This is a genomic window from Streptomyces sp. (genome assembly GCF_035644915.1).
In the GTDB taxonomy this organism is placed as follows: domain Bacteria; phylum Actinomycetota; class Actinomycetes; order Streptomycetales; family Streptomycetaceae; genus Streptomyces.
The window spans coordinates 1-23,620 of the sequence record NZ_DASQNP010000204.1; the positions used below are offsets into that span (position 1 = coordinate 1).

Sequence of the window (23,620 nt, forward strand, 5' to 3'; positions counted from 1 at the left end):
GGGCTGGTACCGGCTGTGCTGGACCGTCCGCCGCCGGGAGCCGATGGTGCCGGGGGTGGCGTACGGGGTGCTGGTCGGGCAGGACGTGCCCGCGATGCTGCGCGGGATGCGCGGCTGCCTGTCGCCGCTGGCCTACCACGATCCGGCCCGGGTCCGGGCGCTGGCCGACGCCCCCGGCGGCTGGCGGTACGCGACGCCGGTCCTGGCCGTGCACGCCCACCGCCTCACCGACCGCGCCGACTGGCCGCCGCCGCTCGGCTGCCCGCTGCGGAGGGGAGGGGAGGACTGGTGATGTCCCACCGCCGGCGCCGCGGGCGCCTGGAGTCGTGCACCTGGACGGCCGTTCTGGTCGCCGCCTCGGCCGTGGCCATGGTCCTGCTCCTCCACGCCACCCAGTGGGGTTGAATCCCGGTCCGTGATCGCCTCCCGCGGCACCCTGTGGCTCACCGGCTTCCTGGCCTGCCTGGTCCGCCAGGCAGGCCGAAGGTCTATGTGATCACCGACCGGCACCCGGGTTATGAGTTCCGAGCCTTCCTCTTCTTCGTGGAATGCATAGAAATAAGCCGGTGAGCGGGTCCGGTACTCCTCGCCGGTCCGGCCACCGGCTCAGGTGCTACCCGTCTCTTGTGTCCTCTGAGCTAGATTTTCAGCGAGGCAAGTTCATCCGCTTTCTGCGGCGGCGTTCATTCCATGCGGCCAGTGTGAAGAGCGCCGTGAATGCAGTGAATGTAATCAGAAGACCGGTGCCTGGGGGGTCGAGGAAAAGCCAGAACACGAATGTCCAGGCTGATCCCGCCAGTACCCCCATGCCAAGCGGGTAGCGAGCGGAGAGTCGCCGCATGCTTTCGCGGCGTGACGGGTTGCTCATCTGCGATTCCAACGAGAGTGGGTACGGTAGCCGCCGCGCCACCCGCGCCGCTGGTAAATTCCGCGCACACGGCTGTAGCGGCATCCGCCTCGGCGTTTCCAATAGTGCCCGGAGCGGTCGGCTGCGTGCCCCGCCGCGCCGTTTGGCACCGAGCCAGGTGTAGCAGGTGATGACCGTGCCTGTCGCTGTCCAGGGCGACGGGCGTGCCGGTATTGCCGGCCAGTGACGTCTTCCTCAGCGAAGGAAGCAACGTCACGTCGGCGCCGACACGTTGTGCCCACGAAGGAGACGCCTCGGCCAGGTCCGCCTCCTGTCCTCCCGTCTTCTCCGGCGCGGCCAGACGGTCTCACGCCCCGCAGAGTTCGACGGGGACGTGGAGGCGCCCCGTTCCACCCGCAGGACCTCTCTCCGGTGGGCAGCGAGGAAGGCCGAAAGCCCTCAGTCGTCCTGCTCTCCGGGACGTCCGGGACGGTTCCGGGTGTTCCTGCTGTCGTACAGGCGCCTGGCGCTCGCCGCCGTACCGAGGAACAGCACCCACGCGACGATCGCGGCCTTGACGGTCGGTGAGTCCGCCCACCCCAGAGCGGTCGCCGCCAGCGATACGGCCACGCCCAGGACACACCAGGCCACTGCCAGGAAGCCGAGCCGAACGTAGAAACCGAACATAGATCATCCTGTGGTGTGCGACTGGTCGAAGGACCATCCATGGAGTGCGGGTGCGCGGCGCCCATCCCGCTGAGGTTCCCTTGCCCGCGCCCCCGCCTGCCGGCACCGCCCCGGTCAGATCCACCCCGGCGTGACGCAGCCGCGGCGCGGCCGGGCGGAGACAGGACCGGAGCGGTTTTCTGCCCCTGCGGGCTTCACGTCGTCACCGACGCTCTGACCTCCCTGCCGCCACTGCGGCATCTGTGCCCCGTACCCGGCGCGACCTCATGCCGAGGCGCTCCGGTCGTTCCGTTCGGTGGACGCGTCGCGCGAAGCACGGGCGAAGTACCAGGAAACAGCGAACATCACCGCCGATGCGGCGAAAAGGAAGGCGGCTGATTCGCGGCTGATGAAGACGGTGAACGCGACACCGGTGATAAAGGCGATCAAGGCTAGAACGGGAAATACGCGAGCATTCTTCTGCAACTCAGTCATTCATGCCGTCCAGGCTATTGGGAGGATTCTGCGTCACTGGTACCTGCGGTGCTGTGAGCACCGGGAACGAATGCGTGGGAAGGGACACCGGGGCCGGGCCCGGAAAGAATATCCCAGGCCCGGCCGCGCTCGGCGATACCCTGACGTACGGCTGGGTATTCGCCCAGCACTTCAGAGCATCAGTTCCAGAGGTTCACCACCGCCACCACGACCGCTTCCGGTGAGAGCGTGGCGCCGTCTTGCGGTGGCGTCCAGTGCCCGGGTACCGCTTCGTGGACCAACGGTAGAGCCCCTTCTTGAGGAAGTGACGTCCCACAGAGCCGAAGGCGGCACCACCTTCGAGATGCTCCGCGACGGCACCTTCTGCGAATCCCGCACCCCCGAAGCAGCCGTCGCATGACCTGCGCGTTCAGGAACAAGGCAGAAACGGCGGGGTTGGCTAAGGGCATAAGGGGCCCCACACCGACCTCTTCGCATCGCGTGTCCGGTTCGTGCTCTTGCTGAGCACTGCGCGCGAAGGTGTCGAAGTGTCACAGCGCGCGCCGTGAAGGACCCTACGCGCCGGTCCGGGTCTCCCAGCGCCATGTACCGCCCCGGCAGGACAGGACGACGCCGCCGTCCCGTACATGCAGGACGTCGTCGTCCTCGTCCCACGTCATGCGCAGAACCTCGTCGTGCGGGTCCCCGCGAAGCACCCTCTTCCACAGCGGGTCGGAGGGCGCTCCCGGAGTGTGCAGCGCGATGGACCGTACGTCGTCGAGCGTCAACGTCACCGGCCCCAGAGGCCGGTACGGCTCCGTCTCCGACTCGGCGTACGCGGCGGCGAAGGCCAGCTCCACGCGCAGGGTCTCGCCCGTGGGCAGCACGGACAGCCGAAAGCCCTCGGACTCGACGTCGATCTCACCGACGCCGGGAACTCGCCACCCCGAGATCTCCCGCCCGGCCGGGCCGGGCTCGTCGTCGAGGACCGGTGTGCAGCCATGCCACATGGGGGCAACCTTTCACTTCACAGCACTCGGGGAGCGCGGGGTGGGAGGGGCCTGCCCGCCCTGCCCCACGCTCCCCGAGTCTCATGTCAGCTCATGTCAGGCCACGACAGAGCGTCACGGGGAACGCCAGGCGCGGTATCGGATGGCGCGATTTTCGTCGCCTCCTGGTGGGGGCGCGGAGCCGGCTCGGCGAACCGATCGTCCTCATCTCGCCCGGCCCCGCCCGCCCATACCCGCCGGGTGAGTCTCACAAGGAGAATCAGTCTTCCGGGATCTCACCCGCGCCCTGGATGGTCCAGTCCTGGTCGACATGAATGACACCGTGTTCGGCGAGAGGAGCGAAGAGGTCCCCGTAGGCCAGCACCGCTGCGGCGGCTTCGGCCGGATCTCCGCTCAACTGCCGGGGCGCCTCCGGAGCGCCGGCCAGCCGCTGCCTGACGTATTCGAGCCACGCCTCCTGGTCGGTCACCTCGAACGTCCAGGTACCCGACACGGTGAAGCCGTCCTCGCCGGGTTCGGCGCCGAAGATGTCCCCGAGGTCCTCCTCCTCGTCCGCCTCGAGGTCTTCCTCGTCCTCCTCGATCTCGGCGAACGGGCTGTCCCACTGTGTCTCCTCGCGGACGCTTCGGCCGTACGCCGCGGCAGCCTTCCTGAGCTCCAGGAACGCTTCGACACCCGCGTTTCCCGCGGCGTCGGGCGTGGACATCAACTCGGCATGGCGGCGCAGCGCGTTGATGAGGTTTTCGAGGGAGTCCTGGATGTTCATGGTTTCTCTGTCCGTTCCGCCGGATTCTGCGCGTCCGGGCATAGCGACATGTTCGTTCCATCGATCGTTCGGCCCCGTCTCGCGTCCGGTGGTGACGTGAAGTCAGGAGCCTCCCTCACGGCGTACATGATGCCGACGGGGCTTTGACGTGGTGCTCCGGTACCGCGGTGAGAGGGTCGTTCACATGCCGAGGAGACCATCCCGCCACGGCGGAGGCCTCGCCCGGATGCCGCAGTCGCTGGAGCCGGCGGAGGAGACCGGCGGCGAGTCCGTCCCGTCTCCGGCGACCGCAGGACTTCTCGTCGACGACGGCGGCGCACGGGTGCTGACCAAGCACCCGCTCGACGCCCGGGCGGCCAGGCGGCTCATGCGTCGGGCGGCCGATCACCGTTTTGATCCGCGTGGTGACCGGATGAATTACTTTCTTTCCCCTCGACGCATCCGTCGAACGTCGCGCTTGAAGGCGCGGTAACCGTCCCGGAGGTTGATGTACTCAAGCAGTGCGCCTACGCCTTGAGCGACGCCACGCAGGACGCGCAGTGCGAGATTCACCAGGTCGTCCACGATGCCTCTTTTGTGGTGGTAACGGCTGTGCCGACAGGACTGTCGACGCAGCCATCAGGCTAGACGCAGCTTCTGAAGCCTCGGTATCCGGTGCACCTTCGGCAAACTCCTTGCCGACCGAGGTCGGTCAGCGATCTGCTGTATTCGCGGAGGTGTCGGTAGTTCCGCATGTGCTTACGGCCGCACCTATAGGTGGAGTAACCTCTCCATGTCATAGCTGTGCAACTTCTTGCGGCGCTCAAGTTCCGCGAGCAGGTTCTGTACATACGCCGGGGATTCCTCACCCACCGGCTGATCGTCCAGTCTCTGGAGGCAGGGGTAGAACCCTGGCGAGGTGGCGATGGCGCCGCCGGCTGCGGCGCAGACGACAGCGTCCGGCCCGACGGTGAAGGTCGAGCACACAGATGCGGAGCCGGAACTGGTGACGGCAAGGGACCATCTACAAGCAGGGTTTTCATGAGGCTAAGAATTCTCCGGATTTTCCGGTGTGCCGTACTGGCCGTCGTTGTCTCGGTCGCCGGGACGGGCTGTGGGAGTGGCGACGAGAAGATCAGCGCCGGGCAGGTGATCGGCGTTTGGGAGGGGGACGGTGGCGGTCGGGTCGAGTTTGGGAAGGACGGACGGTTCGAGATGTCCGGCATCCCCCGCTACGCCATCGACTTCTTTCCTGAGGCTCCCCCGGGGAAGGGAAAGCTCTCCGGACAGGGGAGGTGGGAACTCGGCAGTCCCGGCGAGGGAAGAAAAAGAGACTCCGATGTCTTCCTCTATATCGAAGAGGGCGGTTCCTTCTCGAACGGTCCCGATGTGGGATGGCTGCGGGTCGAACGGGGGGATGAGAACCCGGTGATGTACTTCCACGTCGACCCGGACAAGGAGTACGGCTACGAGATACGGCGCGTGGACTCCGAGCCATCGCGTGGCTGAGCCGGCCTGGGACCGTTTCCCGGGGCCGGCGGCAGGTGTCCCGGGTTCCCCGCCTGGAGTGCGGCTGCCCGCCGATGTCAGTGGCCGCTCCTAAGGTGACGCCATCCGAAGATCACCGACGGCCACGGGGGCTGCCATGGCGGACACGTTCGTCACCGTTGCGGAGGACGCGCTCCATCCGGCGATCACGCACGCGGCGACACGTCGTGTGCTGACCGAGGAGGGGCTGCCCCGCGAGCACGATCTGGTGGAGTTCGGGCCACTGGCCGAGGCACGGATGGTGGCCGTGCCGCACTTGGTCGCCGCGGAGGCGGACCCGGCCGATCTCGACCCGTACATCGCGGAGCTGGTGGTCATCGGCCGTCTCAGGGTGGGGGAGGAGACGACACAGGAGATCGTCCTCGACGGCGCCACCGGGCGGGTCTTCAGCCTGTACCTGTGGGACAAGAGCCCGCGTGGTGCCGAGCTGTTCCCGCTCGCGCCCTCGCTCGCGACGCTGCTGGATCTCCTCGCGGCGGCGGACGACTTCGCGGCCCGGCGCGGTCCCTTCCGGCACCTGGCCGGCCGTACCGGTCCCGAGGCGGTGGCCGAGGCGTCCGGACTGCTGCTGTCGGTCTTCGCCGGCGCGGACTGGGGGAGCGGGGGATGGGGCCCCGCCGGCGACCCGGCCGGCTGGGGGCATCCGGTGCCGGTCTTCTGGCGGATCGCCGCGCTGATACGGCCCCTCGCCCTGATCGCCGGGCCCGGCGACGGCCTGCGGCTCGACCTGCCCCGCCGGGTGCTGGAGGAGCAGTTCGGCGCTCAGGAGATCGTCCGCGTCGCCCCGGAGGAGCTGCCCGGGGCGCTGGTGCACGAGCCCACCCGGCGCTTCCTGAGCGAGGTGGGACTGCCGCGCGACGGCCTCATGTTCGGGCTCGACGGCGGGGAGGAGCTGCTGAGGCCCCTGCCCGAAGTGGACGCGCGGTACAGGAGCATGCCGGAGACGCGGCACCTGTTCCACGATTCGGAGAGCGCCGGCCACCTGCCCGCCGACGCCGACCACCTGCTGCTGCTCGGCGGCCTGGTCCACGACTTCGACGTGCTGCTCGACGGCCGCACCGGGAAGGTCCTCTACAGCGAGCTCGGTGGCGGCGGCACCACCCCGTTGAACGCCGATGTCTCCACCCTGGCCTTCACGGTGTGGCTGCACGGCCGCGAGCGTGCTCTGAACGAGGAGCACGACTTCACCCAGGACTTCTACTACGAACTCGCCGAGACCATGATCGGCGTCCTCGCCCCGCTCGATCCGGTCGCCTGCCGGCCGGCGGAGGGGCCCGACGACTTCCGCTACTGGCCGGAGGTCTTCCACGACGAGGCGGGCGGCGTCCTCTGACGGTCGCGCGACTCCCTGACCGAGCGGCAGGCCACCGGGCCCGGGGGCCGTCACCGGGCCCGGAGGGGGGAGGGGCGCGCCGTCAGAAGTCGGCCTGTACCTCCTCGTCCACCCGGCCCACGGACTCCAGGTCGTACATCTCCGTGTACCGCTTCCGGATGTACTCGATGTCGGCGTCGCGGGCCCTCGCCGTCTCCCGCGGGTAGAGCAGGATCAGCTCGTAGGAGCGCTCGCTGTTGATGGAGCCGGTCTTGTCGCGCCACTGGCCGTGGCCCTCCTGGAGGGTGAGCCCGGCCGGGAAGCGCGGGGTGATGTACGTGTCCAGGAAGTCCATGAACTGCTCCTCGGTGATCGGCGGGGCGCCGTTGTGGCGGCCGGTGCCGAAGAAGAGCTGCGTTCTCATGTACGGCTCGGTGTGCGAGGAGCCGGGTCTGGCGGCGTGCTGCTGCTGGAGCAGCGGTGTGCAGGCGGCGGACGTGCCGACCACACCGAGGAGGGCGGCGAGGACGGTGGCGAGGTGGAGTCCGCGGGACGTTCGTGGCGTCATGGTGGCTTCCTGAGGTGTCGTGATGGGTGTGCGTCACCGGCCGTGGTGCGGGAGTTCCCGTCCGAGCAGTCCGGTGAGGTGCCGGGTGGTGTCCTTGAGCCCGCGGGGCACGCCACGGCCGCGTTCGACGGCGCCGAGCGCGTGCCCCAGGGAGTTGAGGGCCCGTACCGAGCCCAGGTCCGGGACGGCCTCGGCCAGCCCGGACAGCCAGGTGTCCGTCTCCCGCCACGCGCCGGCGCGCGCGAGGACGCGGCCGAGTTCGGTGGCGAAGAGGGAGCGGTAGGCGGGGCCGGCGTCCGACGCCGTCGCCTCGTGCAGCAGGGACGCCGCCCCGTCCGGGTCGCCCAGGTCGGCGAGGACGAGCCCGTGGTGGCCGTCGAGTTCCGCGCGGTCGAACCACCAGGTCCAGGAGGGGTCCTGGGGGGAGGGGCCGTCCGCGGACAGCTCCCGGGCGATGGACAGGGACCGCAGCGCGTCCGCCCTCCTGCGGAGCTGGGCGTGGGCGCGTGCCTCGCGCACGTGGAAGAGGGCGGCCACCCGGGGCGGCAGGTCCTTCCTGGCGAGGACGGACGACGAGATGCGCAGGGAGGCGCCGGGGCGTCCGAGGTGGGCCTCCTGCATGCTCAGCACGGACAGGACCAGCAGTTCGAGGGAACGGTCCTCCTCCGGGAGCCTCCGGGCCAGGCCGAGCGCGCGCCGGTTGAGGCGGTGCGACAGCCGGTGGTGCTCGGCGTCGAACAGGATCCACGCGGCGACCTCGAACAGCTCCGCGAGCGCCGCGGTCTCCCGGCCGGACGACGGGCGGAGGAGCCCCGTGGCCGCCGCGGCGGCCTCGACCGCTGTGACCGCCCGGATCGCCGCGGGGGCCGCCCGGCGTGCCCCGGACGTCCGGTCGAGGGCGAGCAGTTCCGCCGTCAGGGCGCGGATGTCCGGCGAGGATGGCGCCGGGGACGGTGTCCCGGCTCGTTCCGTGCGTGTGGCCATGCTGTGTGGGGCCCTACTCGTCCTGTGGGGTGGTCCGTGGGGAGGGGAGGCGGGCGAAGGCCCTCGCCACCTCGGTCAGCCAGGCCACTTCGTCCGCGTAGTCGCCGTGGTCGCCGCCGCGTTCGGCGGGCGGGGGCGGGGCGGACGCGGGGGGCGGGGGCGCCGTGGAGTCCTCCGCCCGCGCGCTGAGGGCGGCCCGGAGGAAACGGGCCTCGTCGGCGGGGGAGTGCCGTGCCCGGCCCGGCGGGTGACCGTGCTGCGCCGCGGCGTGGGTCAGGTGCGGCCGCAGGGCGTGGTAGCCGTCGAGTATCTCGATGACGCGCCGGTAGAGCCGGTACTCGAGGTCGGACGGCGGGAGCCGGTCCAGCCACCTCTTCGGCGGCGGTTCGAGCGCGATCATCGGCACCGCCTCGTACAGGGCCCACCAGAGGGGACGCAGCCGCAGGTAGGACCGGTAGTCGGCCACCCAGGAGGAGACGGCCGGGCCCCAGGACGGAACGGTCCAGCCGAACACCTGGAGGAGCGACCCCACGTCGCCGGCCAGCCAGTACACGGGTTCCCAGGCGCTCATGTCGAAGCCGAGCTGGGTGCCGATCGTCTGGGTGTACCGGGTGGCGCAGTAGAGCAGGATGAACGAGGCGCCCGCGGTGACCGTCCACATGCCCACGCGCAGCCAGGTGCGGTGGGCGATGCGCGCGTAGCGGAAGGACAGCCGCACCGCGCCCACCTGCCCCACCGCGCAGATGGTGATGTAGAAGAGCAGGTACGCCGCGTAGTCGAGGTCGTGCATGTTGCTCAGCAGGGTGCCCTCCGCGGAGGGGGTCCTCCGGTAGGGCTCCACCAGGAAGAACAGGGCGACGAGGGCCACCAGCGTCACGGAGAACGCCCGGATGCGCCGCTTCGCCCGGATCCTGGCCTCCTCGGGCGGGTGGGACCAGTGGACCAGTACGACCTGCTGGGCCGCCGTCAGCACGACCACCGCGGCCTGCGTCATGATCGTGGTGAGGTTCGGGTAGCTGAAGAAGCCGGAGACGTGGCCCCGGAGCCAGTTGAGGTCGATGAGGAAGCTGAGCCCGGAGCACAGGAAGTACACCGCGAGCGCCCACAGCGCCGGGTCGGTCCGGCGCTGGAGGAGTTCCGGGAGCTTGTAGCAGAACGCGGCGAGCCCGGCCAGGGCGCAGATGTGGGCCAGAACGTCGTAGATCATCCGCGGCCGATGACGCTTTCCACGCGGGCCATGACGGTGGCGATCTCGGGGGGCAGGGCGGGGGGAGGCTCGATGGCCCCCCGGCGGGCGCGCGCCAGGATGAGCGACGCCATCATCTCGGCCTCCTGCTCGTCCCGGTCGGCGTAGGCGGACCGCTGGAGGGCCCTGCGGACGAGGTTCGGGGCGAGGTCGGGGAAGAGGTGGGTCGGGGTGGCCGGTCCGGGGATCCCTCCGAAGTCGTGACCGCAGATGATGTGGGACAGCTCGTGCGCGATGATGTGTTCCTGGTGGGACCTGCTGGTGTCCGCCCGGTAGACGATGACGTCGGTGTCGGCTAAGGCGATCCACAGCCCGTGGAGTAACGGCTCCCCCAGCTCCATGGGGGTGAGGCGGATGGGGCGCCCGCGCCGGCGGCTGACCTGGTCGCAGATGGCCGTGATGTCGGAGCCGGAGGTGATGCCGGCCTCGGTGATGAGTCTTTCGCAGGCGCGCTGCATCCTTCGGAACCGGGTACGGCGACGGGGCATTCGCAGAGGGATTGCTGCCACCACAATGTCCTTTCCGGCTTCACGCTGGCGATGCCGTCGGCGTCCTGGGGGCGTGGCGTCACCTGGCGGTCCGATCACGACGCCCCCCGGCGATCGTCACCAACTGCCGGGCCGTGCGCAAGCATTCACCGGGATTCGGCAGGTTTGTCGACATGTCGGCTCAGGGTGTCTTCGGCCGGTGACTCCGGTGCGGCCGTGGTGCTCGTGGGGCCCCTCCCGGAAGGTCCCCCGCGGGGACGGCCCTGCCGCCTCCTCCGTCCGCCCGGCGACTCCGGCGGCGCGGGCGGCCTCCCCGCCGCCGCGGGAACCGCGACCCGCGGGAATCACCACCGCGGACAGGCGGCCGGGCTCGCCGGCCGGACTCCTCCCCGGCGCACCCGGTGAACCGGTCATGCCCGCACCCCTCCCTGGCCGCCCCGTACCCACGCCGGCGAACCGTCATGCGGCCCGCTGTACAGGCCGGTTGACGTGCCGGAGTGTCCGGTCGGTGTGACGCACAGTCTATGGCCGGTACCGGAGCGGGTGCCACGGCGGCTTACGGCGGCTCACGGCTTACGGCGGCTCACGGGCCCGCGCCCGCCGCCGGCAACGGTTGCCGGCGGCGGGCGCGGGTCGGGCGGTTCAGACGGGAGCGGTGTTCACGACGCGTGCCGGCCGGCCGGACGGGCGGGCCGGGCGGTGAGCAGTTCGACGATCCCGGCGAGGTCCTCGTCACCGTGCCCGTCCGCGACGCGCCGGTCCATCAGGGCCTTCAGGGGGACGATCAGGTCGGGGCGGACGCCCTGTTCCTCGCCGGCCCGCAGGAAGTTGTCGAAGGCGGCCGCCTGCATGGCCAGCGGGGAGCCGACGTCGCCCCCGTAGACGCCGGAGTCCACCCGCTCGGCCAGGCGCGGCAGTTCGGCGTCCACCATGGTCTTCAGCCAGGAGGCGAGCATCGGCGCGAGGTCCCGCGCCCCGACCCCCGCGGAGCGGACCAGGGCGGTGGCGTGCAGGACGCCGGCGAACATCCCGTACATGCCGGTGAGCAGGGCCAGGTCGTGCAGCGGCGCCAGGCCGGGGTCGGCGCCGAGGTGCTCGGCGGTGCCCAGCACCCGGAGCGTCCGCCGGTGCTCCTCGAAGGCGCCGGGCGATCCGCTGTAGAGGACCAGGGCGTGGGGGGTGCCGATGAGCGGGGGGACCGCCATGATCCCGCCGTCGAGGTACTCCGCGCCGTGTCCGGTCACCAGGGCGGCGGTCTCCCGCGCCTGCCGCGGGGTGCCGTTGGTGAGGTTGACCACGGTCCGGCCGGCCAGGGAGCCGCCCACCGGGCCGAGGAGGCGGTGCACGGCGGCGTAGTCCAGGACGCACACCACCACCAGCGGGCTCGCCGCCACCGCGCCGGCGACCGTGGCGGCGCGTACGGCGCCCCGCTCCACCAGCGCACCGGCCTTCTCCGGCGTGCGGTTCCACACGGTCACCGGGTGCCCGGCGGCCAGGAACGCCCCGGCCAGCGCGCTGCCCATGCTCCCCAGGCCGATCACCGTCACCGGCGGGCGGTCGCCGCCCGCGCTCGTCTCGCTCATCACACACTCCCTGCCGGGTGGTCCGTCCGGACCTGTCGGTTCTGTCGAATCCGTCGGATCGCGGCGCCGCGCACCGTCGATCCTTCTTCCTGGCCGGCGGAGGGGCAAGTACCTACTATTAAGTCGGGTACTCACCAGAAGGTAAGCAATGGATTCCACCAGGGAAGAGAGCGGGACGTGGGCGGGAAGCGCGTGACCTTCATCTGCGGACTGGACGCCGCCGTGGCGGTCGTCGGAGGCAAGTGGAAACCGCTGATCCTGTGGGAGCTCCACGACGGGGTGCGCCGGTTCGGCGAGCTGAGGCGGGCGCTGCCGGGCATCAGCGAGAAGATGCTGATCCAGCAACTGCGGGAGCTGGAGGCGGACGGCATCGTCCACCGGGAGGTCTACCGGGAGGTGCCGCCGAAGGTGGAGTACTCCCTGACCGAGACGGGGGCCTCGCTCAACAAGGCGCTGCTGCCGCTCGGCGACTGGGGCGAGGAGAACATGGAGCGCATCAGGGCCGTCCGCGAGGCCTGAGGCACCCGGCCCCGCGGGCGGGCCCGCCATCCGGCCGCGGGCCCGCCCGCGGCGGGCACGGTCACCGCCCGCCGGTCTTCTCCAGCGAGGCCGGGACCGCACGGGCGGTCACCTGGAAGCGGTTCCAGGCGTTGATGGCGACGATCTGGGCGATCAGGTGGGCGAGTTCGGTCTCGTCGAAGTGCTCCGCGGCCCGCTCGTAGACCTCGTCCGGGACGGATTCCTCGGCCAGCAGCGTGATCGCCTCGGTGAGCGCGAGCGCCGCCCGCTCCTTGTCCGTGTAGAGGCCGGGGCTCTCCTCCCAGGCGGCGACCAGGTCCAGGCGGAGCTGGGACTCGCCCTGCCGCCGGGCTTCCGTGAGGTGCATGTCCAGGCAGTAGGCGCACTTGTTGAGCTGCGAGGCGCGGATCTTCACCAGCTCGGCGATCACCGGGTCGAGGCCCTTCGCCGCGGCGGCCTGGAAGGCGGTCATGCCCTCGTAGACCTCGGGGGCGACCTTGAAGGGGTTCATGCGCGGGCCGTGTTCGTGAGTGGTCGTCATACCGGCGACTGTAAGGGGAGACGCCCCGGGAGTACGGCCCGTTTCCGGGCGGGAAGCGGAGTCCCGGGCCGCTTCGGGCAGGGAGCCGCGCCCGCCGCCCCGCTCCCGGCGCCGGGCGCCCGGACCGCCTCACGGGCACGTTCCCGCAGCCCGTCCACGACCTCCGGTCCGGCTGGTACGGGGGCCGGCGCCGCTGGACGAACTGCCGCACGGCGCCCCCGGGCGGGCGGCGGCACAGGCGCACGGGCTCCGGCGGCCCGGTTCACCGGGCCGCCGGAACCCCGTGCGCCTCAGGCGCCCAGCACCGCGCGGAGCTGGTCCAGGCCCCAGTCCAAGTCCTCCTTGGAGATCACCAGCGGCGGGGCGATGCGGATGGTCGAGCCGTGGGTGTCCTTCACCAGGACGCCCCGCTCCATCAGCCGCTCGGAGATCCGCCGGCCCGTGCCCCGGGACGGGACGACGTCCACGCCTGCCCACAGTCCGCGTCCGCGCACGGCCTCCACCGCGCCGCCCACCAGCGGGGCCAGCTCGCGGTGGAGGTGTTCGCCCAGCTCCGCGGCCCGCTGCTGGAACTCGCCGGTCCGCAGCATCGCGATGACCTCCAGCGCCACCGCGCAGGCCAGCGGGTTGCCGCCGAACGTCGAACCGTGCTCGCCGGGCCGGAAGACGCCCAGGACCTCGCGGGAGGAGACCACCGCCGAGACGGGCACGATGCCGCCGCCGAGCGCCTTGCCCAGCACGTAGACGTCCGGCACGACCCCCTCGTGCTCGCACGCGAAGGTCTTCCCGGTGCGGCCCAGGCCCGACTGGATCTCGTCCGCGACGAACAGCACGTTCCGCTCGCGGGTGAGCTCGCGCACGCCCGCCAGGTAGCCCGGCGGCGGCACCAGCACGCCCGCCTCGCCCTGGATCGGCTCCAGCAGCACGGCGACGGTGTTGTCGTCGACCGCCGCCCGCAGCACGTCCAGGTCGCCGTAGGGGACGACCTCGAAGCCCGGCGTGTAGGGCGCGTAGTCGGCGCGCGCCTCCGGGTCCGTGGAGAAGCTGACGATGGTGGTGGTGCGGCCGTGGAAGTTGTTCTCCGCGACGATGATCTTCGCCTGGCCGTCCGGCACGCCCTTGACCCGGTACCCCCACTTGCGGGCGGTCTTGACCGCGGTCTCCACGGCCTCCGCGCCGGTGTTCATCGGCAGCACCGTCTCCATGCCGCACAGGTCGGCCAGCTCGGCGCAGAAGTCCGCGAAGCGGTCGTGGTAGAAGGCGCGGGAGGTGAGCGTGAGCCGGTCGAGCTGGTCCCGGGCCGCCCGGAGCAGCCGGGGGTGGCCGTGGCCGAAGTTGAGCGCCGAGTAGCCGGCGAGCATGTCGAGGTAGCGCCTGCCCTCGACGTCGGTCATCCACGCCCCTTCCGCCGCGGTGACGACGACCGGCAGGGGGTGGTAGTTGTGCGCGCTGTGCGCGTCGGCGGCGGCGATCGACGCCGCGGACGGTCCGGCGGGCGGTTCTGCTGTGACGGCCATGGCAACGCTCCGGGTCGGGGTCGGGTGGGCGGGGGCGGACGGCGCGGGTCCAGGGGGGCGGCGGGTCGGTCGGGCGGACGGGTGGACGGGTGGACGTACCGGCGATCCTGCGGCGGTCACCGCGTGCGGCGCCTGTCTCTATCGTTGTACGCCCGCTTCGCGAAGAAACCCTTCGGCGCCGCCTGCTGTGATGACGGAGGGCACCGCCCACCGGCCGGCCGCCCTCCGATACACGGGTGAGCGCGTCCCGGGCGCTCTGCGAGAATGGGCGCCATGGCCACTGACCGTCCCCGTGTTCTCTCAGGCATCCAGCCCACCGCGGGCTCCTTTCACCTCGGCAACTACCTCGGTGCCGTCCGGCAGTGGGTGGAGATGCAGGAGACCCACGACGCGTTCTACGCGGTCGTCGATCTGCACGCCATCACGGTCCCCCAGGACCCGAAGGAGCTGCGCGACGCCACCCGGCTGGCCGCCGCCCAGCTCCTGGCGGCCGGGCTGGACCCCGAGCGCTGCACGCTGTTCGTCCAGAGCCACGTGCCCGAGCACGCGCAGCTCGCCTGGGTGATGAACTGCCTCACGGGCTTCGGCGAGGCGTCGCGGATGACCCAGTTCAAGGACAAGAGCGCGCGGCAGGGGGCCGAGGGGACGACGGTCGGCCTGTTCACCTACCCGATCCTCCAGGTCGCCGACATCCTGCTGTACCAGGCGGACCGGGTGCCGGTCGGGGAGGACCAGCGCCAGCACATCGAGCTGACCCGCGACATCGCCGAGCGCTTCAACAGCCGCTACGGCCACACCTTCACCGTGCCCTCGGCCCACATCCTGAAGGAGACGGCGAAGATCTACGACCTCCAGGACCCGTCGGTGAAGATGAGCAAGTCGGCGGCGTCCCACAAGGGCGTGATCAGCCTGCTCGACGAGCCGAAGGTCTCCGCCAAGAAGATCAAGAGCGCGGTGACCGACACCGGGACCGAGATCCGCTACGACGAGAAGGAGAAGCCGGGCATCAGCAACCTGCTGGTGATCTACTCCACCCTCACCGGCACCGGCATCCCGGAACTGGAGCAGCAGTACGCGGGCAAGGGCTACGGTGCCCTCAAGACGGATCTCGCCGAGATCGTCGCCGCCTGGGTGGCGCCGTTCCGGGAGCGCACCCAGGAATACCTGGAGGACCCGGAGACGCTGGACTCGGTGCTCGCCAAGGGAGCGGAGAAGGCGCGCGCGATCGCCGCGGAGACGCTCGCCACGGCGTACGAGAAGGTCGGTTTCGTGCCCGCCAAGCACTGACCGGGCACCGATCACGCGGGGGAGAACGGCACACGGGAACGACGAGAACGGCCAAGGCGAACAAGCCCGGGAAGACCAGGAAGACGAGGAAGAGGAAGGAGAAGCACGTGGGGACCGTCACGCTCGGCGTATCGATCGCGGTCCCGGAGCCCTACGGCAGCCTGCTCCAGAAGCGGCGTGCGGACTTCGGCGACCCCGCGGCCCATGGCATCCCCACGCACGTGACCCTCCTGCCGCCGACCGAGGTGGACGCCTCCCGCCGCCCGGAGATCGAGGAGCACCTCGCCGGGGTGGCCGCCACCGGCCGGTCCTTCCCGATGCGGCTGTCCGGCACCGGCACCTTCCGTCCGCTGTCACCGGTCGTCTTCGTCCAGGTCGTCGAGGGCGGCTCGGCCTGCGGCCGGCTCCAGGAGCGGGTCCGCGCGGCGGACGGGCCGCTCGCCCGCGACCTGCCGTTCCCGTACCACCCGCACGTCACGGTCGCCCACGGCATCGCCGAGGAGGCGATGGACCGGGCGTACGCCGAGCTGGCCGACTTCGAGGCCTCCTGGACGGCCACGGGGTTCGCGCTGTACGAGCAGGGCAAGGACTGCGTGTGGCGCCTGCAGCGCGAGTTCGCCTTCGGCGCCCAGCCCCTGTCGCTGCCGCACCAGCCGACCTTCTCCCGCCCTCCGGCCCCCTCGATCTGACGCGCTCCGGCGCGCCGGCCGGGGGCCGGTCCGGGAGGCCGGGACCCGCTCAGCCCTCCTTCCCGGGGCCCGAGGAGTTCCCCGGACCGCCGGGGGCCGCCGGGCCCTGCACCCCGCGTCCCGGGCGCGGCAGGCCCGGCAGCGGCCGGCGGCGGTGCACCCCGTACGCCCCCGCGCCGAGCGCGGCGAGGACCGCCGCGGCGACCGCCAGGGCCGTGACGGCGCCGCCCGGGGACCGCTGGCTGCCGGCCGCCGTGTGACCGGAGGGCTGCGCGCCCGTGCCGGCCGTCCGCCCGGCGGTCCCGGCGTCGGGGTTCTTGCCCTCCCCGGTCCGCACCCTCTCCGGCGGCACCAGCTCGCCGACGGGCTCGACCTTGTCCGCGGCCGCGAAGCCCCAGTCGAAGAGTTCGGCGGTCTCCTCGTAGACGCGCAGCAGGCCGCCCTCCTCGGGGTGCATGGCGGTCACCAGCAGCACGCGGTCGCCGCGCTGGGCGATCCCGGTGAAGGTGTGGCCGGCCTTGGAGGTGTAGCCGTTCTTGATCCCGGCGATGCCCTCGTAGGGCTCCAGGCCCAGGTCACCGGTCAGCAGCCGGTTGGTGTTCTGGATCTCGAACGTCTCCCGCTTCTTCCTGCCGTCCTTCCCCTTCTTCACCTCGCCGGGGAACTGCGTCCGCACGGTCGCCGCGTACTCGCGGAAGGCCGGCTTCTGCATTCCGGAGCGGGCGATCAGGGTCAGGTCGTACGCGGAGGAGACCTGCCCCTCGGCGTCGTAGCCGTCCGGGCTGACGACCTGGGTGTCGGTCGCGCCCAGCTCCCTGGCGTGCTCGTTCATCTCCCGCACGGTCTTGTCCGTGCCGCCGTTCATGGCGGCCAGCACGTGCACCGCGTCGTTGCCCGAGCGGAGGAAGACGCCCAGCCACAGGTCGCGGACGGTGTACGTGAGGTCCTCCTTGACGCCGACCAGGCTGCTGCCCGGGCCGACCTCCGCCAGCTCCTCCCGGCTGACCCGGTGGACCGTGTCCTCGTCGAACTTCGGCAGCAGCGTGTCGGCGAACAGCATCTTGAGCGTGCTGGCCGGGGCGAGCGGCCAGTGGGCGTTCTTGGCCGCCAGCACGTCGCCGGTCTCGGCGTCGGCGACGATCCACGCCCGCGAGGTGATCGAGTCCGGGAGTTCGGGTGCGCCGGCCCCCGGCAGCGGCTGTATCTGGACCCCGGGCAGGCCGAGGCGTGCACCGCCCACGGTGGACATGTGTGCGGGCGGACTCGGCTCGTCGGGCTCGTCCGCCGCGGCGCGTGCGGCCGCGGCCGGGGCGCCGGCGAGCAGGCACGGGAGGAGCAGGACGGTGGCGGCGGCCGTGAGGCCGCGGGCGCTGCGCACACGGCGCGCGCGAGCGATGACGGAACGGGTCTTCGACACGCTGTGAACGTACCGGTCCGGAGCAGGGAAGGTTCCGCCGAGGGGACCATCACGGTGTCTCCGGCCGCCCCTGCCGGTGATTCCGTTGGTCCGATAGACATACTTGGGGGTGTGAAGCTCTCCCGTCCCGTCTCGTGGTTCCTGCTCGCCTTCGGAGTGTGGAGTTGGTTCGTGTGGACCAACTTCCTCGGGAACCTGTGGAAGGACAGCAGTGGACTGGCGTTCGACGACGCGGGCGACCCGACCGCGTACTTCTGGGTCCACCTGGTGCTGGCCGTCACCTCGCTCGTACTGGGAACGGCGATCGGCGCCATCGGCCTCCGCGGCCTGCGGGCGCTGCGCGGGCGGAAGGCGGACGGCCAGCCCGGCTAGCGGCCGGCGGCGGGTGAGGAATCGGGCGGGGAAACGGGCGGGAGAGTGGAACCGGGGATGGTCGTGGTCTACGCAGTCGTCGCGCTGCTGGTGGTCTGTGTACTGGTGGCGGCGCACTGGTACCTGTGGCGGCGGCTGGTCCGCGACGTGGCGGCGCGCGGCACCCGGTACAGACGGGTGGGCACGGTGCTGATCGTCGTGCTGCCGCTCACCACCGTCGCCTCGCAGGTCGTCCACCGCGCGGGGCTGCCCTTCGCCCTGGAGCGGGTCCTCGCCTGGCCGGGCTACCTCTGGCTCGCCCTGCTGCTCTACCTGCTGCTGGCCCTGCTGGTGGGCGAGGCCGTACGGCCGCTGCTGCGCCGGTTCCTGGAGCGCCGGGACGCCGCGGACGCACCCGGCGCCTCCCGGGAGACGCCCGGGGAGACCGCCACGGCCGCCCCCGCGGAGCCCGCCCCCGCCGAGCCCTCCGGCGACGGCAGGGCCGCCACCGCGCGCCCCGCGCCCACCGCGGTCGCGGTCCGCGACGGAGACCGGGACGGCAGCGGCCCGGGCTCCGGCGACGCGCCGCCCCCGGCGGCCGGGCCCTCGCGCCGGCTGTTCGTGGCCCGCACCGTGGCCGCCGCCGCGGGGGTGGCCGCGGCCGGCACCGTCGGATACGGCACGTACGGCGTGCTGAGGGGCCCGAGGATCAAGCGCGTCACCGTGCCGCTGGCCAAGCTGCCCCGGGCCGCCCACGGCTACCGCATCGCCGTGGTCAGCGACATCCACCTCGGCCCGATCCTGGGCCGCTCCCACACCCGGCGGATCGTGGACGCCATCAACCGGACGGACGCCGACCTGGTCGCCATCGTCGGCGACCTGGTGGACGGCAGCGTCGCCGACCTCGGCCCGGCCGCCGAGCCGCTGTCCGAACTGCGCTCGCGCGACGGCTCGTACTTCGTCACCGGCAACCACGAGTACTTCGGCGACGCCGGCGAGTGGGTGGACCACGTCCGCGAACTGGGCGTGGAGCCGCTGGAGAACGCCCGCCGCGAACTGCGCCACTTCGACCTGGCCGGGGTCAACGACCTCGCGGGCGAGGAGGAGGGCCAGGGGCCGGACTTCCAGCGGGCGCTCGGCGACCGCGACACCTCCCGCGCGGTGGTGCTCCTGGCCCACCAGCCGGTCCAGATCCACGAGGCCGTGGACCACGGCGTCGACCTCCAGCTCTCCGGGCACACCCACGGCGGCCAGATGTGGCCCGCCACCTACCTCGCCCAGGCCGCCAACCCCACCCTCGCGGGCCTGGAGCGCTACGGCGACACCCAGCTCTACGTCACGCGGGGCGCGGGCGCCTGGGGCCCGCCCGTACGGGTGGGCGCGGAGTCCGACATCACCGTGGTGGAACTGGCCTCCCGGCAGGCCTGACCGGCCTCCGCCCGGTTATCCGACTGTTACCGGTGTGCACCTTCTGCGTGTGCGCCCCCTCCTGATTTTCTGTGGCCCGGGTGCGGCCCGGCGGCCGCACCGCAGGCCCGGCACGAGAGGGGGCGACCGCATGAGCAGGTTCAGGAGCAGGAGAGCCGTCTGGCTCGGAACGGTGATGCTGGGGGTGACCGTCACGGCCGCCGTCGGGGGGTGGAGCCTGACCCGGCCCGGCCCCGAGCAGCGGACCATCACCGTGGGCACCACGGACGAGGTCGCCTCGCTCGACCCGGCCGGGGCGTACGACGCCGGCTCCTGGCGCCTGTTCGGCAACGTCTACCAGTCGCTGCTGACCTTCACCTCCGGCACCGCCGAGCCGGTGCCGGACGCGGCGGAGCAGTGCCGCTTCACGGACGGCGGGCTCAGACGGTACCGCTGCACCCTGCGCGAGGGCCTGACGTTCAGCGACGGCAGCCCGCTGACCGCGGATGACGTCAAGCACACCTTCGACCGCATCCTGCGGATCGGCCACCCGCGGGGACCGGCGCCGCTGTTCGGCACCCTCCGGGAGGTGCGCGTGGACGGCCAGGCGGTGGAGTTCCGGCTGAAGACCCCCGACGCCACCTTCCCGTACAAGATCGCGAGCGCTGCGGGATCGCTCGTGGACAGCGAGCTGTACCCGGCCGGCGAGCTGCTCAAGGGCAGCCGGGCGGTCGGCTCCGGCCCGTACGCGCTCCAGGGCTACGAGCCCGGGCGCGAGGCGCGGCTGGTGCCCAACGAGCGGTACACCGGCCTGCTGGAGGAGCGCCCCACCCACCCCGTGCGGGTGCGGTACTACACCGAGCCCGCGGCGCTGTCCGCGGCATGGCGGAACCGGGAGGTCGAGGTCAGCGCCGGTGAGCTGCCGCCCGCCGAGACGGCCGGGATCAGCCCGAGCGACGAGGGCATCAGGATCCACGAGCACCCCGGGCTCGACATCCGCTCGCTGGTGTTCAACCTCCGCCCCTCCTCGCCGACGGCCCGGCCCGCGGTCCGGCAGGCCGTGGCCTCGCTGGTGAACCGCACGGCCATCGCCCGCCACGTCCACCGGCGCACGGTGGAGCCGCTGTACTCGCTGATCCCGCGGGGCGTCAACGGCCACGGCACGCCCTTCCACGACCGCTACGGCGACCCCGACGCCGGACGCGCGCGGGAGCTGCTGCGGCGGGCGGGCGTCGAGACGCCGGTGCGCTTCGAGATCGCCTACTCCAGGGGCACGGCGGCGGCCGAGGAGGCCGAGGCGCTGCGCGGCCAGTTGGAGGCCTCGGGCCTGTTCGAGGTCACCACCCGGCACCACGAGTGGGAGGACTTCCGCACGGGCCTGGCCGAGGGCTCCTTCGACGCCTGCCTGATGAGCTGGTTCCCGGACTTCCCCGACCCCGCGACGTACACCGACCCGCTGGTGGGCACGGACGGCGCGTACCACACCGGGTACGGCGACCCCGCGGTCGAGGAGCTGGTCCGTGCCACCCGGCGCGGCTACGACCGGACCGCGGAGATCCAGCGGTTCCAGGAGATCCAGCGGCGCGTGGCGGCCGACGTGCCGGTGCTCCCGCTGTGGCAGGGGAAGGAGTACGCGGTGAGCACGGACGACATCGCCGGCGTGCAGTACCTGTCGGACAACAGCGGCGTGTGGCGGCTGTGGGAGCTGAGCCGGATCTGAGGGCCCGCGCGCGGCGTACGACGCCACGGCGACACGACTGCGCGACACGACCACGACACGGCGGGGCGCCGCCCCTCCCGCACCACCGTGCGGAGGGGGCGGCGCCCCGCCGTGTCGCGCGGTCCGGACGGGCGCCGCCGTCACACGGCGCCCGGACCCCGGGCCTCAGTAGCGCCGCGTGATCAGCGCGCGCTTGACCTCCTGGATGGCCTTGGTGATCTCGATGCCGCGCGGGCAGGCCTCCGTGCAGTTGAAGGTGGTGCGGCAGCGCCACACGCCCTCGCGGTCGTTGAGGACCTCCAGCCGCTGCTCACCGCCCTCGTCCCGGGAGTCGAAGATGAAGCGGTGGGCGTTGACGATCGCCGCCGGGCCGAAGTACTGGCCGTCGTTCCAGAACACCGGGCACGAGGTCGTGCACGCGGCGCACAGGATGCACTTGGTGGTGTCGTCGAAGCGCTCGCGGTCCTCGGGGGACTGCAGGCGCTCGCGGGTCGGCTCGTTGCCCTTGGTGATCAGGAAGGGCATCACGTCCCGGTACGCCTGGAAGAACGGCTCCATGTCGACCACCAGGTCCTTCAGGACGGTGAGGCCCTTGATGGCCTCGATGGTGATCGGCTTCTCCGGGTTGATGTCCTTGATCAGGGTCTTGCACGCCAGCCGGTTGCGGCCGTTGATGCGCATCGCGTCGGAGCCGCAGATGCCGTGCGCGCAGGAGCGCCGGAAGGTCAGCGTGCCGTCCAGCTCCCACTTGATCTTGTGGAGGGCGTCGAGGACGCGCTCCTTGGGGTCGATCTCGATCCGGAAGTCCTCCCAGCGGGCCTCGTCGGAGACCTCCGGGTTGAAGCGCCGGATGCGGAAGGTGGCGGTGATGTAGGGGCTGTCCGTGGCCGTGGCACCGGCCTCGGCCTTGTCCATGACGGGAGTGGCCATCAGTACTTACGCTCCATCGGCTGGTAGCGGGTCTGCACGACCGGCTTGTAGTCCAGCCGGATCGACTCGGTGCCGTCGTCGCCGACCTCGCGGTACGCCATGGTGTGGCGCATGAAGTTGACGTCGTCGCGGTTCGGGTAGTCCTCGCGGTAGTGGCCGCCGCGCGACTCCTTGCGGGCCAGCGCGGAGACGGCCGTCACCTCGGCCAGGTCGAGCAGGTTGCCCAGCTCGATGGCCTCCAGCAGGTCGGTGTTGAACCGCTTGCCCTTGTCCTGCACCGACACGTTCTTGTAGCGCTTGCGCAGGGCGCCGATCTCCTCGACGGCCTCCTTCAGCGTCTGCTCCGTGCGGAAGACCATGACGTTCTTGTCCATGGTCTCCTGGAGCGCCTTGCGGATCTCGGAGACCCGCTCGGTGCCCTCCGAGGACCGCAGCGACTCCACGAGCTCCACGACGTAGCCCGCCGGGTCCTCCGGCAGGTCGACGTGGTCGTGGGTCGCGGCGTACTCGGCGGCGGCGATGCCCGCCCGGCGGCCGAAGACGTTGATGTCCAGCAGCGAGTTGGTGCCCAGCCGGTTCGCGCCGTGCACCGACACGCAGGCGACCTCGCCGGCCGCGTACAGGCCCGGCACGACGGTGGTGTTGTCGGCCAGCACCTCGGCGTTGACGTTGGTCGGGATGCCGCCCATCGCGTAGTGCGCGGTCGGCTGGATCGGGATCGGGTCGGTGTACGGCTCGATGCCCAGGTAGGTGCGCGCGAACTCGGTGATGTCCGGCAGCTTGGCGTCGAGCTGCTCCGGCGGCAGGTGGGTCAGGTCCAGGTAGACGTGGTCGCCCTCGGGGCCGCAGCCGCGGCCCTCGCGGATCTCGGTGTAGATCGCGCGGGAGACGACGTCGCGCGAGGCCAGGTCCTTCATGACGGGCGCGTACTTCTCCATGAAGCGCTCGCCGTCCTTGTTGCGCAGGATGCCGCCCTCGCCGCGGGCGCCCTCGGTCAGCAGGATGCCCATGCGCCAGATGCCGGTCGGGTGGAACTGGAAGAACTCCATGTCCTCCAGCGGCAGGCCCCGGCGGAACGCGGCGGCCTGGCCGTCACCGGTCAGGGTGTGCGCGTTGGAGGTGACCTTGTAGAACTTGCCGTTGCCGCCCGAGGCGAAGATGACGGCCTTCGCCTGGAAGACGTGGATGTCGCCGGTGGCCAGCTCGTAGGCGACCACGCCCGCGGTCTTGCGGACCCCGTCCACCTCGTTGAGCAGCAGGTCCAGGACGTAGAACTCGTTGAAGAACTCCACGCCCTCCTTGACGCAGTTCTGGTACAGCGTCTGGAGGATCATGTGGCCGGTGCGGTCCGCCGCGTAGCAGGACCGGCGCACCGGGGCCTCACCGTGGTTGCGGCTGTGGCCGCCGAAGCGGCGCTGGTCGATCCTGCCGTCCGGGGTCCGGTTGAACGGCAGGCCCATCTTCTCCAGGTCGAGGACGGCGTCGATGGCCTCCTTCGCCAGGATCTCGGCGGCGTCCTGGTCGACCAGGTAGTCACCGCCCTTGACCGTGTCGAAGGTGTGCCACTCCCAGTTGTCCTCCTCCACGTTCGCCAGGGCGGCGGCCATGCCGCCCTGGGCGGCACCGGTGTGGGAGCGGGTGGGGTACAGCTTGGTCAGCACGGCGGTGCGGCTGCGCTTGGTGGCCTCGATGGCCGCGCGCATCCCGGCGCCGCCGGCGCCGACGATGACGGTGTCGTACTTGTGGATCTTCATCAGGTTGGCCTCAGCCC

23 protein-coding genes are annotated in these 23,620 nt (G+C 71.5%); 9 read left to right on the top strand and 14 right to left on the bottom strand.

All coding sequences use genetic code 11. From position 1 onward, the window contains the following. Positions 1-292 (top strand): hypothetical protein (locus VE546_RS22520; RefSeq protein WP_324925229.1); only part of this gene is annotated, 292 nt, incomplete at its 5' end. Between the two features lie 1,014 nt (positions 293-1,306). On the opposite strand, the gene VE546_RS22525 is transcribed toward VE546_RS22520, so the two are convergent. The 4 genes from VE546_RS22525 to VE546_RS22540 form a co-directional block, all read right to left on the bottom strand. Continuing rightward, a complete protein-coding gene (locus VE546_RS22525; RefSeq protein ID WP_324925231.1) occupies positions 1,307-1,534 on the bottom strand; it encodes a hypothetical protein in 228 nt (75 codons plus the stop codon). Between the two features lie 264 nt (positions 1,535-1,798). After that, positions 1,799-2,008: a hypothetical protein gene (locus VE546_RS22530; protein WP_324925233.1), complete on the bottom strand. Its 210-nt coding sequence runs from the start codon at positions 2,006-2,008 to the stop codon at positions 1,799-1,801. Between the two features lie 554 nt (positions 2,009-2,562). Then, positions 2,563-2,997: a hypothetical protein gene (locus VE546_RS22535; protein WP_324925235.1), complete on the bottom strand. Its 435-nt coding sequence runs from the start codon at positions 2,995-2,997 to the stop codon at positions 2,563-2,565. A gap of 259 nt (positions 2,998-3,256) precedes the next feature. Next, complete coding sequence (locus VE546_RS22540; RefSeq protein WP_324925237.1) at positions 3,257-3,763, bottom strand: hypothetical protein; 507 nt, start codon at positions 3,761-3,763, stop codon at positions 3,257-3,259. A gap of 783 nt (positions 3,764-4,546) precedes the next feature. On the opposite strand from VE546_RS22540, the gene VE546_RS22545 reads away from it, so the two are divergent. Next, positions 4,547-5,251 (top strand): hypothetical protein, encoded by a 705-nt coding sequence (locus tag VE546_RS22545; RefSeq protein ID WP_324925239.1) that lies wholly within the window; start codon positions 4,547-4,549, stop codon positions 5,249-5,251. A 136-nt stretch (positions 5,252-5,387) separates the two neighbouring features. Further along, positions 5,388-6,623 carry an SUKH-4 family immunity protein gene (locus VE546_RS22550; protein WP_324925241.1) on the top strand — a complete coding sequence of 412 codons (1,236 nt, stop codon included), beginning with the start codon at positions 5,388-5,390 and terminating at the stop codon, positions 6,621-6,623. Between the two features lie 82 nt (positions 6,624-6,705). Here the strand turns inward: VE546_RS22550 and VE546_RS22555 are convergent, their stop codons facing one another. From VE546_RS22555 to VE546_RS22575, 5 genes are all read right to left on the bottom strand, one after another. Further along, positions 6,706-7,170, bottom strand: coding sequence for a DUF3574 domain-containing protein (locus VE546_RS22555; RefSeq protein ID WP_324925243.1), 465 nt, complete (start codon positions 7,168-7,170; stop codon positions 6,706-6,708). A gap of 33 nt (positions 7,171-7,203) precedes the next feature. Then, positions 7,204-8,154 carry a DNA-binding protein gene (locus VE546_RS22560; protein ID WP_324925245.1) on the bottom strand — a complete coding sequence of 317 codons (951 nt, stop codon included), beginning with the start codon at positions 8,152-8,154 and terminating at the stop codon, positions 7,204-7,206. 13 nt (positions 8,155-8,167) lie between these two features. Then, positions 8,168-9,361 carry an MAB_1171c family putative transporter gene (locus VE546_RS22565; RefSeq protein ID WP_324925247.1) on the bottom strand — a complete coding sequence of 398 codons (1,194 nt, stop codon included), beginning with the start codon at positions 9,359-9,361 and terminating at the stop codon, positions 8,168-8,170. Beyond that, positions 9,358-9,858: a toxin gene (locus tag VE546_RS22570; RefSeq protein WP_324925249.1), complete on the bottom strand. Its 501-nt coding sequence runs from the start codon at positions 9,856-9,858 to the stop codon at positions 9,358-9,360. The genes VE546_RS22565 and VE546_RS22570 overlap by 4 nt, the downstream gene beginning before the upstream one ends. A 689-nt stretch (positions 9,859-10,547) precedes the next feature. Then, complete coding sequence (locus tag VE546_RS22575; RefSeq protein ID WP_324925251.1) at positions 10,548-11,471, bottom strand: NAD(P)-dependent oxidoreductase; 924 nt, start codon at positions 11,469-11,471, stop codon at positions 10,548-10,550. A gap of 177 nt (positions 11,472-11,648) precedes the next feature. Here VE546_RS22575 and VE546_RS22580 point away from each other — a divergent pair, with 177 nt between their 5' ends. Then, positions 11,649-11,990: a helix-turn-helix domain-containing protein gene (locus VE546_RS22580; RefSeq protein WP_324925253.1), complete on the top strand. Its 342-nt coding sequence runs from the start codon at positions 11,649-11,651 to the stop codon at positions 11,988-11,990. Positions 11,991-12,051: 61 nt separating this feature from the next. Here VE546_RS22580 and VE546_RS22585 read toward each other — a convergent pair whose 3' ends face one another. Together VE546_RS22585 and rocD are read right to left on the bottom strand one after the other, a co-directional pair. Continuing rightward, entirely contained in the window at positions 12,052-12,531 is a 480-nt protein-coding gene (locus tag VE546_RS22585; protein ID WP_324925255.1) for a carboxymuconolactone decarboxylase family protein, read from the bottom strand. Positions 12,532-12,821: 290 nt separating this feature from the next. Beyond that, positions 12,822-14,048 carry an ornithine--oxo-acid transaminase gene (gene rocD, locus VE546_RS22590; RefSeq protein ID WP_324925257.1) on the bottom strand — a complete coding sequence of 409 codons (1,227 nt, stop codon included), beginning with the start codon at positions 14,046-14,048 and terminating at the stop codon, positions 12,822-12,824. A gap of 273 nt (positions 14,049-14,321) precedes the next feature. Between rocD and trpS the strand changes: the two genes are divergently transcribed. Together trpS and VE546_RS22600 are read left to right on the top strand one after the other, a co-directional pair. Then, positions 14,322-15,335 (top strand): tryptophan--tRNA ligase, encoded by a 1,014-nt coding sequence (trpS, locus tag VE546_RS22595; protein ID WP_324925259.1) that lies wholly within the window; start codon positions 14,322-14,324, stop codon positions 15,333-15,335. Positions 15,336-15,442: 107 nt separating this feature from the next. Beyond that, positions 15,443-16,024 (top strand): 2'-5' RNA ligase family protein, encoded by a 582-nt coding sequence (locus VE546_RS22600; RefSeq protein WP_324925260.1) that lies wholly within the window; start codon positions 15,443-15,445, stop codon positions 16,022-16,024. Positions 16,025-16,073: 49 nt separating this feature from the next. Here VE546_RS22600 and VE546_RS22605 read toward each other — a convergent pair whose 3' ends face one another. After that, complete coding sequence (locus VE546_RS22605; RefSeq protein ID WP_414720550.1) at positions 16,074-17,441, bottom strand: D-alanyl-D-alanine carboxypeptidase family protein; 1,368 nt, start codon at positions 17,439-17,441, stop codon at positions 16,074-16,076. Between the two features lie 111 nt (positions 17,442-17,552). Here VE546_RS22605 and VE546_RS22610 point away from each other — a divergent pair, with 111 nt between their 5' ends. The 3 genes from VE546_RS22610 to VE546_RS22620 all read left to right on the top strand — a co-directional run bounded on the left by VE546_RS22610 (position 17,553) and on the right by VE546_RS22620 (position 20,919). Then, positions 17,553-17,813 carry an SCO4848 family membrane protein gene (locus VE546_RS22610; protein WP_324925262.1) on the top strand — a complete coding sequence of 87 codons (261 nt, stop codon included), beginning with the start codon at positions 17,553-17,555 and terminating at the stop codon, positions 17,811-17,813. Positions 17,814-17,870: 57 nt separating this feature from the next. After that, complete coding sequence (locus tag VE546_RS22615; RefSeq protein ID WP_324925264.1) at positions 17,871-19,220, top strand: metallophosphoesterase; 1,350 nt, start codon at positions 17,871-17,873, stop codon at positions 19,218-19,220. A 130-nt stretch (positions 19,221-19,350) separates the two neighbouring features. Next, positions 19,351-20,919: an ABC transporter substrate-binding protein gene (locus VE546_RS22620; RefSeq protein ID WP_324925266.1), complete on the top strand. Its 1,569-nt coding sequence runs from the start codon at positions 19,351-19,353 to the stop codon at positions 20,917-20,919. A 165-nt stretch (positions 20,920-21,084) separates the two neighbouring features. Here the strand turns inward: VE546_RS22620 and VE546_RS22625 are convergent, their stop codons facing one another. Together VE546_RS22625 and sdhA are read right to left on the bottom strand one after the other, a co-directional pair. Then, positions 21,085-21,849 (bottom strand): succinate dehydrogenase iron-sulfur subunit, encoded by a 765-nt coding sequence (locus tag VE546_RS22625; protein ID WP_324925268.1) that lies wholly within the window; start codon positions 21,847-21,849, stop codon positions 21,085-21,087. Further along, complete coding sequence (gene sdhA, locus VE546_RS22630) at positions 21,849-23,603, bottom strand: succinate dehydrogenase flavoprotein subunit (protein ID WP_324925270.1); 1,755 nt, start codon at positions 23,601-23,603, stop codon at positions 21,849-21,851. Before sdhA ends, VE546_RS22625 begins: the two co-directional genes overlap by 1 nt. Between the last annotated feature and the right edge of the window lie 17 nt (positions 23,604-23,620).